Below are 14811 nucleotides of genomic sequence, written 5' to 3'. Positions count from 1 at the left end.
CAATCTCTAATTGGTGCAGATTGCTTCGTACCTTGCAATGACGGAGTTTTATTTAAGGCAACAATAAAGTGAAATCTCCGCCCAGCGGTTCGAAATTTTCTATGCAGGTAGACAGAAAATCTTCGCCATAATTAACGTACATGGGGGCAATATTCATTGTTCTTTCCTGCATGGTTCCGTTAGGGAAAAGCCTTTTCTTTACGTTTTCAATTTGAATTAAAGCTGTTTCATGCTTTCGCTTTTCGGCTCTGAATAGCTTTTTCTCCAGATTGGCTAATAAATGGTTTGTTTTCTGTTTGGCTGTATCTGTGGAAACTGAAAGCGTTTTGTCAATTTTATAAGCATTCAATTTAATCTGGTCGAAAATGCTGTTTATGGCTCTGGTTTCATCGGCAAGAATAAGTTGCGCCGTAGAATTCTTCCTAACACAAATGTTTTTTAATTCTTCAACAGGTAAGAAGATATCTTCCAGCTTAAAACCCAAATTATATAAATTTTCGGCACTACGTTTATCAATCAATAAGGCCGAATTACGAAGTAATAACACCGGGAAATCAACCTTATAATAATCGAAATTAGCTTTTAATTGCATCCAGTAAGCAACTTCTGCACCTCCACCAATATAAGCGATGTTTGGCAATATCACTTCCTGGTACATTGGGCGCATTACAACATTCGGACTAAACCTTTCAGGATGCAGGTCGATTTCCTCCTTTAATTCATCTTCAGTAAAACTGATGTCGGTATGGTTAACCAGATATTTACCATTTTCGAAAACCAAACGCTCACGTAAATCGTCTTTTAAATAAAAGAAATTTATATCGCGTCCATTAACCTGCGTTTTATAACCAAGCTCTTCTAAGTCTTTTGAACTGTTATCGATATTTTTAGAACTATTGTGTTCAATAATATCGGCTTGGATTACGGATTTAAAAAGCGTTTTAAGTTTCTTATCATCGGCATTTACAATTACTAATCCATATTTTTCGAACAGATTATTAACTAAATATCGGGTTGCATCAGCCAGGTTATCGTGTTCCAAATAAGCTTTTTCTACCAGTTTGGCAATGTGCCTGCCATTTTCAGAAATACCTAAATATCCTTTATAGGCGGTAACTGCTGCGGTAACGGTTTTTGTACTCAATCTACCCGTTGCACCGTTGGTTGTTTGTATCCAGCTAATGTTTTTCTCATCAACATTTACATGATTGATTTCATCAAAATCATGGTCTTCCGTTGCCATCCAATAAATCGGAACAAAATTCTTATCGGGATGCGCAATTTTAAGTTCGATGGCAAGATTTATTGCTGTTACAATTTTATAGATAAAATAAAGCGGACCAGTAAATAGGTTTAATTGATGGCCTGTTGTTACCGTAAAAGTATTTTCTAAACCTAAAAGCTCAATGTTTTTGCTAACAGATTTATTGGGGTTAAGATGCTCATATTGAGTTTTTAGAACGTCAACTAAAATACTTCTGTCGCCTAAAAATTTTCTATTGCTAATGGCTTGGCTCAATCCATCCATATCCGGGCGATAACTGTAAAAAGCCTTGAGCGCTTCTTCGTTATTAATATAATCTAAAACCAGTTTTGAAAACGAACCGGTTTCCTGATAGGAAATATATTTTGCCTGCATAATTAGCGAAAGTAATGCAAATAAAGCACATTCATAAAGCTGAATAACTATTTTACAATTTTTAAATATTACTGGTTGTTCTCAATAGCACCAATCTTTTCTCTATATAATTTTATTGGTCCATCCAAAAGTACAGCAATAACGGTTAAATCTTTATCCAGCTTTTCTTTGGGTATATCAATATAAATTATGCCGGGAATTTTACTCCAATATAATTTGTTATAGATGTTATGATTAAGCATTGTACCTTCACCAACAACCCTAATTCTGCTGATATTATTATCTAAACCCTTTATAGAAATTGGTCCGGTGGGTTTGCCTTCTACAAAAAGATAAAGCGTTTGTTTATCTTCAGATAGTACTGTTTTACCTTGATAATGTCCTTCAGGAATACCAGCAGTGGTATTGTATAAAGCCTCTGCATTTTTAACTACCCAATTATTTACCGCGTTTTTTGAATTACTTATACCAGATTTAAAGCCTAAACCATCTGCTGAGAGGTTAGTGTTTTTAAAAATATTTATGCCATCGTTTAAGTTTTTGGCTAATGTCAGGTAATTCAGGTTTGTAAAATCCATTGCATGGCCAACTTCAAATAAGTTTTGCAATGAAATGGGTGCTTGTTTTTTATCAGATAATTTAACTTCATCATTAAACGTAACTTTTAGTACCGTTAAATCATTATCAAAATCACTTTCATCTATATCTAAAATATAATCTGTATCATTAAATTTTGTGTATTTAACCGGTTTGTTAAGGCCAACTAATTCCACTTTATTCACCTTTGATTCTATCCCAGATAATAAAATTCCATGCTCGGTTTTGAAGTCTACATAGATATAAAGTTGTTTTTTATCTTTTGATAAAGCTGTTTTGGCATTTATATGGCCTTCTGGTATTCCTGCCTGTGTAGCGTAAATTGCTTCTTTGTGTTTGCTTGTCCATCTACCTAAATCCTTTAATATTTTAACTTGATTTGCAGGAATTGTTCCGTCGGGCTTAGGTGCGATATCCAGTAACAAATTTCCACCCATGCTAATACAATCAACCAAATTTCTGATAATCATATTGGATGATTTGTAATGTGTGTCGAAAGGTTGATAGCCCCATGAATCGTTCATGGTGTAGCAAAGTTCCCAGTATCTGGCATTGGGTTTTACTACCGGAACACATTGTTCTGGTGTTTCATAATCTCCATAAGCACCAAGTCGCGAGTTGAAAATTACGTTTGGATTATCTTTGCTGAGGATATTTTTTATTTTTGGTACCTGCCATTCTTCGGCACTGTGTTCCCAATCGCCATCAAACCAATATAAATCTGGGCGATAATTATTTAATTCTTTAAGCTGAGTTTGCTGGTAATTTATAAACTGATTCCATTTTGAAATGTCCTTTTTAGAATCGTACCTTTTACGGTCGCGGGTAAAAACATCATAGTAAGGATGGCTCCAATCGGGCAAAGAATAATATAAGCCGGTTTTCAAACCCGATTTTTTTAGCGCTGCTACAAATGGGCTTAGCAAATCCTTTTTTGCCCTACTGCTGTTAGCTGTGGTTATGGCTTTTTCTGCATTACTGTTCCATAATGAAATGCCATCGTGGTGTTTAGTGGTAATAACTGCATATTTTGCGCCGCTTTCTTTTATCAGATTTACCCATTCCTGCGGATTATATTTTTCGGCAGTAAATCCGTTAAGCTGCTTCATGTAATTATCATGATTGATATAATTATTATAAAAAGCCCAGGATTCTGAAATACCATTTACAGAATAAATTCCCCAGTGAATAAAAATTCCGAGTTTAGCATCTGCAAACCATTGCATTTTTTCCTTATTATCCGGGTTGTTTTGTGCTTTGGTTTGTAGGTTTAGCAGAAAAGCAAAGGTTATTAGCAGGCACTTAAAAATTCTCATATTATTTTTTGATGTGGCTTAAATATAGTGCTTTGATTCTAAAAAATTAAGGGTGATAATTTTTTATGATGGTTAATGATTTGGCAAGAAAAACGATTAATAGTAGTAATGACTTGAGTATTTAAACGGGATAGGAGTGATATCCTTTTTGGCTTTTAATAAAATTTAAGAAGTTTCCTGAGCACTGTCGTAAACAGGTTTTGTAAGTTTAAGTTTTGTGCCAAAAAGATTTAACGGATAGCCCGACTTTCGTGTATTTTAGCAGGATTTTGCTTTTCAAAATGGAAATTAACAGGCATTACTTTTTAATAATAAATGCTTCGCTATGGAGCAAAAAAAAGCCGCCCCGAAATTTCGGGACGGCTTATAGAATATTTGGTTTAGTGATTTACCATTTTTTGCGACGTTCGCCGCTTCCACCTTCACGATTTCCGCCTTCTCTGCGTCCACTTCCACCTTCTCTGCTTCCACCTTTTTCATCACGGCTACGGCCAGAGAAATCTCTGAAACCGCCACCACCTTCACGATTTCCACCTTCACGTCTGCCGCTACCGCCAGAACTTCTTCTGTCGCCACTGCCACTTCCACCACGGTAACCACCGCCACCGCCGCTTCTGCGTTCACCGCCGCCAAATCCACCGCTACGTCTTTCACCGCCACCGCGTCTTTCGCCTGCACCTTCACCACGTCCACCATCTCCGCTTTTTTCAATGCGAACCTGGCGACCATTAAATTCAACAGCTTTAAAGCCTTCAAAAACTTTATCAGCAACTGCATCTTCAACTTCAAAGAAAGAGAAAACACCTTTTAAATCGATTTTACCAACGCTTTTGCCACCAATCTTACCGTTGTTACAGATAAATGATAACATATCGCCACGGGTAAATTCATCTACCGAGCCTAGATTGATGAATAAACGAGTGTAACCTTCGCTACCACGTCCGCGTCTTTCTCCACGCTCACCTCTTTCGCCACGTTCATCGCCAACAGCTGCATTTAAATCAGGTGCTTTAGAATAGTAGTCTAAGAAACGGTTAAATTCTAATGAAGCAAAACGTTTGATTACATCCTCTTTAGATAAATCTTTAAATTCATCCATAATACGAGGAATGTATTGGTCAATTTGCTCTACATTAACTTCTACGTTATGTACTTTGTGTACTAAAGAGAATAGTTGTTTTTCGCAAACATCAAATCCGGTTGGTAACTCAGCTTTAGTAAATTGTTTACCAATAATACGCTCTAGTTGACGGATTTTACCTGTTTCTTTAGAGTTAATGATACAGATTGAAATACCAGTTTTACCTGCACGACCAGTACGGCCAGAACGGTGGGTATAACTTTCAATTTCATCAGGTAAAGAGTAGTTAATTACGTGAGTTACGCCACTTACATCAATACCACGAGCAGCAACATCAGTAGCAATTAACAATTGCATGTTACGCTCACGGAAACGTTGCATAACTTTATCACGTTGTTGTTGCGATAAATCGCCGTGTAAAGCATCAGCATTGTAACCATCTTTAATTAAATGCTCAGCAATATCCTGAGTATCTAATTTTGTTTTACAGAAAACAACACCGAAAATATCAGGGTTAAAATCTACAATACGTTTTAAGGCAGCATATTTATCACGTGCACGAACAATATAATATTCGTGTTCGATGTTTACGTTACCTGTATTTTTTGTGCCCATGGTTAATTCTACAGGGTTATCCATATAGTTTTTAGCTATACGGCGAACTTCTGCAGGCATTGTAGCCGAAAATAACCAGGTTTTTTTGTCATCAGGTGTAGTTGATAAAATGTCGTTAATGTCATCCTGGAAACCCATGTTTAACATTTCGTCAGCTTCATCAAGCACAACATATTTAACGCTCGAGAAATCAATTGCCTTACGGCCAATGATATCTAACATACGGCCGGGCGTGGCCACTACAATTTGAACGCCTTGGCGTATCTCGCGTAGTTGTTGCATAATGTTCGCGCCACCGTAAACGGCAACAACGTGGGCATTAGCAACGTTTTTAGAAAAGTTTTTAAGGTCGTTAGCGATTTGTAAACATAACTCACGCGTTGGGCATAAAATTAATGCCTGCGGTTTTGTTACTTTAAAATCGATTAGTTCTAACAGCGGCAAACCAAATGCGGCTGTTTTTCCTGTTCCTGTTTGGGCCAAACCAACAAAATCATTAGTGCCTTCTAACAGTACAGGAATACTTTGCTCCTGAATAGGCGTTGGAGTTTCAAATCCAAGGTCCTTTACGGCATTAACGACGTCATCACTTATCCCCAATAATTGAAATGGGTTTGTCATTCGTCTTTTTATTTATAATTAAGCCGCAAAGGTACGCTTAATAATCCGTATTTTATTGATAGTTAAGGAAATAGTTTTTTAAGCTAAATCTTTGAAAATAAGGAAGAAAGAAATGGTGTAAAATGGGATATGGAAAATGGATGATGGGAATGGAGTATTTTCTCAGCGTAATGTTTGTAAATGTCTGTTAAAATTAGAAAATCAAAACCTGCATTTATCGGTTAATGCAGCCCCGCTTTACACTACAATCTTTTTCAAACCTGTAAGGTTTTAAAAACCTTATAGGTTTGAGAAAAAGTATTTCCGCTACAATCGGGTTTAAAGGGCAAAAACAGCATAAATATTAACGCAACCTTTCGGCAGAGCGTATTAAACTTTCATCTTTATTAATACCGAAAATAGCTAATACAAGGAATAAAATTGCAACCGCAGGCATGTAAGCGCCAATGCCAAAACTTGCACCCTCTATACCGCCAGGAAGTTGTTTTATATAAATACCGCACCAAAAAGCAAAACCTATAATTGCGGCAATTGTAAAAATAATAACTCTTTTTTGTAAGCTTCTTTTTCTAAAATTAAAAATATTTATAAAGCAAATCACAATTAAAGTAATGTTCGTTGTTAACATCGGAATATTAGTCTTCACAAGCAAACCATCTCCACTAAACGATTGCTGCATACCTTTTATATAAATGGCTGTTTCATTACCTTCAACAGTCTTGGTTGCAATTGGTAAAAACAGCATCAAAATAAGCGTCAGCGTTGCTAAAAAAAGCCAGATAGATTGTATTCTTTGTATCATGTTAATTTAATAAATTGTACAAATATATATTTAATTCCATTTTACAAGCTTATCTAATAAAAGGAAAAAGTATTTTTGCATCGCTTTGAGTAAAAAAAGGTATTTCATACAAATCGCTTATGATGGCAGCTTATACCATGGCTGGCAAATTCAACCAAATGCAGTAACTGTACAAGAGCTATTGGATAAAGCTATGTCTATATTTTTTAGGCAACCAATAGAAACTTTAGGTTGCGGCAGAACCGATTCTGGCGTACACGCTACTGATTTTTACGCTCATTTCGATGTTGAAAATATTAGTGAGGAAAAAGTTTTAGCAGCAGTTGGAGGCATAAATGCAATGCTTCCTTATCAAATTGCTGCAAAAAGAATTATAACTGTGACTGATGATGCCCATGCCAGGTTTGATGCCACCGCCCGGGCTTATAAATATTACATTCATTTCGAGAAAGATCCTTTTAAATTTAACCGTTCGTGGCTGGTAAAGGATGGGCTCGATGTGGATTTAATGAATCAGGCGGCAAAAGAATTACTAAATTATACAGATTTCTCTTGTTTCAGTAAATCAAACACTCAAACCTTTACTAATAATTGTAAAATTGTAAAGGCTCAGTTTGAAGAAGAAAACGGTAGCCTGGTTTTTACCATAGAAGCCGATCGTTTTCTGCGGAACATGGTTAGGGCCATAGTTGGAACATTGGTAAGAATTGGTAAAAAAGAAATCAATTTGGAGGATTTTAAAAACATTATTGATAGTAAAAACAGAAGTAATGCAGGTCAATCGGTTCCGGCTTGCGGTTTGTATTTGGTAAAAGTGGAGTACCATTATTTAAAATAAATGGCGGAAGCTTTAAGGTATAAGGCACCGCCGTCGAATTAGCTGATGGCTTAAAGCAGGATTTAGTATAGACCTGGAAAAATAAGATCTGAAACTACTTTGATAAGAAACATATTATTATTTATATTTTAAGATGATGTAAGGCCTTAAACTCTAAGCCTTGCACCCAAAACCCCATAAATGGCAGTAACAGGCGACGTATATAACACAGGATTGCTTAAACGTATTTTTAAATATGTGAGGCCTTATCGTGCTGTTTTTGTTTGGTCGGTTATTTTAACCATTTTGCTTGCGGCTATTTCTCCCGTTCGTCCTTTTCTTATCAAATTTACACTCGATAATTATATTTTAGCAGGCAATTACGGTGGTTTGGTAAACATGACGATGCTCATGATTTTTATGCTGATGCTGCAATCTTTAATTCAGTATAGCCACACCTTACTCACCAATACTTTGGGTCAATCGGTTATACGCGATTTACGAATTAACGTTTTTAACCACATTACGCAGTTACGCTTAAAATATTTCGATAAAACGCCTATTGGTCAACTAATAACCCGAACTGTTTCAGATTTAGAAACCATTGCAGATATATTTTCAGAGGGTTTAATTTCGATGATTGGCGATTCCTTACAAATTGTTGTAATTGTTGCCGTAATGCTCTTTACCGATTGGGAACTCAGTCTTGTGGTGCTTTTGCCAATTCCCTTACTTATAATTGCCACAAGGAAGTTTCAAAAAGCAATAAAGGTTGCCTTTCAGGAAATCAGGAATGAGGTATCGAACCTGAATACCTTTTTGCAAGAACATATTACTGGCGTTTCTATTGTTCAATATTTTGCCCGTGAGCGCCAGGAGTATAAAAAATTCTATGCCATCAATAAACGCTATCGCGATGCAAATATTCGCTCAAACTGGTATTATTCAATCTTTTTTCCGGTTGTAGAGTTAATTTCGGCCATGTCTTTAGGTCTATTGATTTGGTACGGCTCAAAAAGTATTTTAGCTAAACCTTTGGATGTAACGCCCGGCACCATCACGCAGTTTATCATGTATTTGGGTATGGTTTTTACGCCAATTCGCCAACTGGCGGATAAATTTAATACCCTACAAATGGGTATGGTTGGTGCAGAGCGTGTTTTTAAAGTTTTAGATACCGATGAAAAAACACCAAATACAGGGAAACTGACACCCTCAAAACTCGATGGAAATATCGAATTTAAAAACGTTTGGTTTGCGTATAACGATGATAATTATGTTTTAAAAGATTTAACTTTTGATGTTAAAGCAGGCGAAACTGTTGCACTTGTGGGTGCCACTGGCGCAGGAAAATCATCAACCATAAACATTTTAAACCGTTTCTACGAAGTAAAAAAGGGCAAAATTACAGTGGATGGTATTGATATCCACGACTTAGAATTGAATTATTTAAGAAGTAATATTGCCACTGTTTTACAGGATGTATTTCTTTTTTCTGATACGATTTTAAATAATATTACTTTAAATAATGCCGGAATCAAGCTGGAAGATGTTGTAAATGCAGCTAAAAAAGTTGGTGCGCATGATTTTATCGAACGTTTACCGGGCGGATATCAATACAATGTAATGGAAAGAGGTTCTACGCTTTCTGCCGGACAGGCGCAATTGATTTCATTTATCCGGGCATTGGTTCATAATCCGGCAATTTTAGTTTTAGATGAAGCAACTTCATCCGTTGATACGGAAACCGAATTGCTCATTCAAAAAGCAATTGATAATTTAATGGAAGGCAGAACATCAATCGTTATTGCTCACCGTTTATCAACCATTCAAAAAGCAAATCAAATTATTGTTTTAGATAAAGGTGAAATTAAAGAAAAGGGTACGCATCAGCAATTATTAAGGCTAAATGGCTATTACAAAAAGCTATACGATTTGCAATTCTCATCAGAAGGTATTGCTAAAGGCACTTAAAATGACTATGTTTGGTTTCCTAATAGTCTGAATTTTTGGAATCCTGCAGAAAAAGTGAGAACGATTTACACCTCTTTGATTTATTAAAACAAGGAAACGAACAGGCTTTTAGCAAAATCTACAAACTTTACTGGGCCGAACTCTACAATGCTGCCTACAAGCGCTTGCCAGAAAAAGAAAAATGTCAGGATGTAATTCAGAACGTGTTTGCTGATTTGTGGAACAGAAAAGCAGAACTCGATTTACAAAAACCTTTAGCTTACTTACATACGGCGGTAAGGTTTCAAGTGTTAAAACACATTCAAAGAGGCAGTAAAAACAGTTTTTTATATCAAGCATTTGAAGGGAAATTAATCTCTCCATTACGGGCAGATGGCGAATTATTAGAGAAGGAAGCCAAAGATTTAATAGAACTGTTTATTAAAGCCCTACCAAAAAAGAGAAGGAAAATCTTCATTCTTCATTATTTTGAGGGTTTATCGACAGCAAAAATCTCTGTTGATTTAAATATTTCTCAAAAAACTGTTCAAAATCAGTTAACCACCGCAACACATGCTTTAAAATTTCGGCTAACACATATTTTTCTCACCATTGCCGGTAGCTTATTGTACCTTTTTTGAATAATTTCTAAAATTTAATATTTTTTTTGGGAGATTTTCTATCTGCTGGTACATAGATATAAAAACCAGAGAAAATGAATTCATTTCCTAGCCGAAAAGATTTAGATAAAATATTAAAACGCTATTTATCTGGCGAAGCCAATGCCGAAGAAATTAAGTTTGTTGAGGAATATTATAAGTTTCTTGGTAAATCAGGCGGTAATTTAAATCCGGCCAAAGAAATTGAAGATTTTGAGGACTCAAATTATCAAGCAATTCAAAATAAAATAGCTTCAACTCAACAATCAAAGATAAAACCGCTTTATAAATATATTTCTGTTGCGGCTGTAATGGCTTTAGCATTCGGTGGGTTTTATTATGCTCAAAACGATAAAAGTTCAAATACAAAGGATTTGACTCAACATCAGAGTAAGACTTTTGATATTTTGCCCGGTGAAAATAAGGCTACTTTAACACTTGCTGATGGCTCTAAAATCATCTTGGATGAAAACACAGCTACAAATATTAGCGACCGCGATGGTATTAAAATTTCGAGAGAGCAAGATGGGCAGTTAGTATATACAATTGTGAATAAAGCTGTGATTAATGCTGGTAAAAATATTGCTTATAATACTATCGAAACGCCCAAAGGCGGTCAATATCAGGTTATATTACCCGATGGCAGCAAAGTTTGGCTAAATGCTGCATCATCTTTAAAATACCCCGAAGCATTTGTAGGCAAACAGCGTTTGGTAGAACTTAAAGGCGAGGCCTATTTCGAAGTCGCTAAAAATAAGCAAATGCCATTTCGTGTTCAAAGTCAAAATCAAAACGTAGAAGTATTAGGTACGCACTTTAACATCAATAGCTATTTAGACGATAACACAGTTAAAACCACTTTACTGGAAGGAAGCATTAAGGTTAGCAATTTGAAAAGCTCTAAAATTTTAAAGCCAGGTGAACAATCGGTTAATGGTCTTGCTCAAAATGCTTTAATAAAAGTGGTAAATGATGTAGATACTGATGATGAAATTGCCTGGAAAAATGGTTTGTTTCAATTTAATGATTCTGAACTAAAAACCATTCTGAATCAATTAGAAAGATGGTACGACATTAAGATAGACTATGACAATGTTCCTGCTAAAAGATTTAATGGAATGGTGCCCCGAAAATCTAAGCTATCTGAAGTATTGAAAATGCTCGAAAAAACAGGAAACATAAAATTTGAGCTTTTGGAAGGGCGAAAACTCAAAGTTTTATCAGAAAAATAAACTAACCAGATAGATGGCAAAAAGCCAATATGTAACTAATCAATTTAACCTTTAAACCAAACTGAATGTATGAATTTTTACACTCGAAGTAGTAAATCCGCTGTGGATAAGCCAAAGGATTTTACTCCAAATTATTTTAACCATCAATTTCTTAGGGCTATGAAATTATTTATTTTCATAATGACGGTTTTATGCTTACAGGTAAGTGCAAATGCATTTTCTCAACGCATAAATATTAGTCAGAAAAATACGCCGTTGGTGAAAATTTTAAAAGAAATTAAACGCCAAACCGGTTATTTCTTTTTGTACGATACCGATCTAATTCAGCAGAAATCGAAACCTGTAACCATCGATTTAAAAAACGCTGAACTTAAAGATGTTTTAACTCAAGCATTAAAAGCTCAACCATTTGGATGGGAAATTAAAGAAAACACCATCTTAATTTTTCCGAAAGTTAATATTAATGAACAAGCTAAAGCAATTGATGTTACCGGAAAAGTGGTGGATGAAAGCGGAAACCCAATGCCGGGTGCTTCTGTTCGGGTTAAGGGGCAATCGGCAATTTATGTAACGGATAGTAACGGTAACTTCACCATCAGAAATGTTGATGAAAATGCGGTATTGGTGGTTTCTTACATCGGTTATGCCGATAGAGAACTTACAGCCAAAGCCCAAATGGGTTCTTTAAAGTTAACGCCTTCGGCGGGAACATTAAGCGATGTTGTGGTTACTGGCTACACCAATTATACTAAGTCACAATCTGCAGCGGCGAGTTCTTTGGTAACTGCAGAAAAAATTAATACTGTGCCAGGCTTAACTGTAGACCAGATTCTGCAAGGTCGCGTACCGGGTATGAGTGTAATTTCATCATCAGGGCAACCAGGCCAAAGTGCAGCAGTTGTAATTCGTGGTATTGGAAGTGTAAATGGTTCTTCGGCACCTTTGTATGTTTTAGATGGCGTGCCAATAGAAGCAGGCTATTTTCAAACCATTAATCCTGAAGATATAGAATCGGCCACGGTTTTAAAAGATGCTTCAGCAAAAGCTTTATATGGCTCAAGAGGTTCGAATGGTGTTATCGTTTTAACAACTAAAAAAGGTAAAGCCGGTAAACTTGCTGTTAATTATACATCGCAATATGGTTTCTCTAATTTGAGTAGACCAAACTTTACCATGATGAATACTGAACAACGCTTGCAGTTTGAAGAAGAAATTGGCGCAAGTTTTGGTCGTAACATTGGTCCGGGCTGGACATATTCTCCTAAAAACCCAACTTATGCTGCAGGTACTGCAACAACAAGAGCCAGAGCAGATTATATTATTGATAGTTTGAAGAGTATTAATACCGATTGGAGAGATATTTTCTTCCAAAGAGGTAAATTTCAGGAACAACAGGTAAGCATCAGCGGTGGTAATGAAAACTTACGTTTCTACAATTCATTAAACTATTACAGTCAGGAAGGTGTGGCTAAGCGTACCGGTTTAGATCGTTACTCATTAAGAAGTAATTTAGATTTTAAAGATGATAAATTCAGCGGTAGCGTAAACTTATCATTGGGTTATTCTCAATCTAGCTTTACCGAAGGTGAGGGTGGAACAGGCGCCGGAACAGCAATGGCATCTGTTTATTATGCTTTACCTTATGAAAACCCTTATGCATTTGATGGAACTTTGGTGCATCCAGGAAACAGATCTCAATATTTTATTTTAGATCAGCGAGAAGGCAGTCAGGCTTTAGAGCGTTTGTTAAATTCTTCTGATAAAACAGATCAGTTAAAATCTATTATTAGTACTGCTTTTGTGTACCAGATTTTACCGGAATTAAAAATTAGTACCAGAGCTGGTATCGATTATCGCCAATCTACAGACCAGCAGTTTATCAATCCTGATTCTTATTACGGCTCTAGAAGTGTGGCAAATACTTTAGGCGGAAAAGGTCGTTTAACAGATGCAAGTCGCAGAAACTTTAATATCATTTCAACTACCGGATTAACCTTTGCTAAAAAGTTTAACGGCGTTCATGATTTAGAAGCTTCTGCATTTTACGAATACGTTTACAACAATTATAACTCTTTTGGCTTTAGTGCTTATGGTATTGATGGTCGTTTGCCAGAAACACCGGCAGGCGCTACCAACAGCGCAGTTTTCTTACCATCAACAACAGGTGGGAAAACAAAAAGTGCTTTAGCATCATTTATGGGCGTAGCCAGATATACGTACAACGATAAGTATACAGCAACGGCAAGTTACCGTTACGATGGTTCGACAAGAGTAGCACCAGAAAATAAATGGCATGGTTTCTACTCGTTCGGTGCTAACTGGAATGCCAAGGCTGAAGAGTTTTTAAAGAATAATGATTTTGTTAATGATTTGCGGGTTAGAGCAAGTTATGGTATTACTGCAAGTCCTTTTGGTGGCGATTTTACTTACTTGCCAACTTACACAGTCGGAACTTCTTATGGTGGTGTGGCGGCAATCAGACCATCGGCTGCGGGTAACGCAGATTACGATTGGGAATACGTTAAAGAATCTAACGCAGGTTTTGATTTAGCGATATTGAAAAACCGTTTGCGTATTTCTGCAGATTATTACTATCGTTTAACCACCAATATGTTTATCGATCAACCACCTTCGGCAACATCTGGTTTCTCTTTATTAAGCTTAAGTTCTGGAAAAATGAGAAACAGAGGTATCGAATTTGAAGTTAATGGAGATATTATCAAAACCGGAAATTTCTTATGGTCTGTAGGTGTTAACGCTGGTTATAATAAGAATAAAATCCTTCATGTTACTGATGTTACAGATTCTTATCCGGATGGAGATTCTCGTATTTTAAAAGTTGGTTTGCCTTACGGAACTTATTTTGCGCCAGATTGGGCAGGTGTTAATCCTAAAACAGGAGAAGCACAATATTATAATTTGGACGGAAGCATTACCACAACTTACAATGTAAATACTCAAAGCACTACAAACTCTGGTGGCTTATACCCAACATTTACAGGTGGTTTTAATACCTCATTAAGTTACAAAGGAATTACTGCTTCAGCTTTATTCTCTTTTGTCTCTAATGTTATGCGTTGGAATAATGAAGATTTTTATAATGAAAATCAGCGTTATGCAACCAGTAACCAGAGCGTAAGAATGTTAGAAAACAGATGGCAGGTTCCGGGCGATTCTGGTAATGATGCAATTCTTCAAAGATTCGATATCCCTAGAAACTTTACTTCTAAAGAAATTCAGGATGCATCTTTCTTAAGGTTAAGAAATGTAAATATCGGCTATTCTATTCCTAAATCAATTTTAGAAAAAACTAAAATTATTAAAGGCGTAAAAATCTTTGTCCAGGGTCAGAATTTATTTACATGGACAAAATGGAGAGGCTTAGATCCTGAAAACAATGCTGTGTATGGTCGTTTTCAATACCCGAATACTAGAACTTATACGGCTGGTTTAAATGTTAACTTTTAATAATTATAGCA

The 14811-nt window shown here is 36.1% G+C and carries 9 protein-coding genes; 5 read left to right on the top strand and 4 right to left on the bottom strand.

Annotated features, from left to right (window positions below):
- Positions 1-52: 52 nt before the first annotated feature.
- From bshC to LUA86_RS14470, 4 genes are all read right to left on the bottom strand, one after another.
- On the bottom strand, positions 53-1639 hold the full coding sequence (bshC, locus tag LUA86_RS14485) for a bacillithiol biosynthesis cysteine-adding enzyme BshC (protein WP_231463954.1): 1587 nt from the start codon (positions 1637-1639) through the stop codon (positions 53-55).
- 68 nt (positions 1640-1707) lie between these two features.
- On the bottom strand, positions 1708-3552 hold the full coding sequence (locus LUA86_RS14480; protein WP_231463952.1) for an alpha-L-fucosidase: 1845 nt from the start codon (positions 3550-3552) through the stop codon (positions 1708-1710).
- 388 nt (positions 3553-3940) lie between these two features.
- The gene (locus tag LUA86_RS14475) at positions 3941-5869 is read right to left on the bottom strand and encodes a DEAD/DEAH box helicase (RefSeq protein WP_231463950.1); all 1929 of its coding nucleotides are present in this window, start codon (positions 5867-5869) and stop codon (positions 3941-3943) included.
- A 343-nt stretch (positions 5870-6212) separates the two neighbouring features.
- Positions 6213-6671 carry a DUF4293 domain-containing protein gene (locus LUA86_RS14470; protein WP_231463948.1) on the bottom strand — a complete coding sequence of 153 codons (459 nt, stop codon included), beginning with the start codon at positions 6669-6671 and terminating at the stop codon, positions 6213-6215.
- Between the two features lie 85 nt (positions 6672-6756).
- On the opposite strand from LUA86_RS14470, the gene truA reads away from it, so the two are divergent.
- From truA to LUA86_RS14445, 5 genes are all read left to right on the top strand, one after another.
- Positions 6757-7509, top strand: a complete 753-nt coding sequence (gene truA / locus LUA86_RS14465; protein WP_231463946.1) for a tRNA pseudouridine(38-40) synthase TruA — start codon at positions 6757-6759, stop codon at positions 7507-7509.
- A gap of 180 nt (positions 7510-7689) precedes the next feature.
- A complete protein-coding gene (locus tag LUA86_RS14460; protein ID WP_231463945.1) occupies positions 7690-9462 on the top strand; it encodes an ABC transporter ATP-binding protein in 1773 nt (590 codons plus the stop codon).
- Between the two features lie 35 nt (positions 9463-9497).
- On the top strand, positions 9498-10082 hold the full coding sequence (locus LUA86_RS14455) for an RNA polymerase sigma factor (protein WP_231463943.1): 585 nt from the start codon (positions 9498-9500) through the stop codon (positions 10080-10082).
- 74 nt (positions 10083-10156) lie between these two features.
- On the top strand, positions 10157-11332 hold the full coding sequence (locus LUA86_RS14450) for a FecR family protein (protein WP_231463941.1): 1176 nt from the start codon (positions 10157-10159) through the stop codon (positions 11330-11332).
- A 159-nt stretch (positions 11333-11491) separates the two neighbouring features.
- Positions 11492-14800 (top strand): SusC/RagA family TonB-linked outer membrane protein, encoded by a 3309-nt coding sequence (locus LUA86_RS14445; protein WP_231463939.1) that lies wholly within the window; start codon positions 11492-11494, stop codon positions 14798-14800.
- Positions 14801-14811 lie beyond the last annotated feature (11 nt).

This window comes from Pedobacter sp. Leaf132, from assembly GCF_920984695.1.
In the GTDB taxonomy this organism is placed as follows: domain Bacteria; phylum Bacteroidota; class Bacteroidia; order Sphingobacteriales; family Sphingobacteriaceae; genus Pedobacter.
This window is presented reverse-complemented; position numbering and strand designations above follow the sequence as displayed.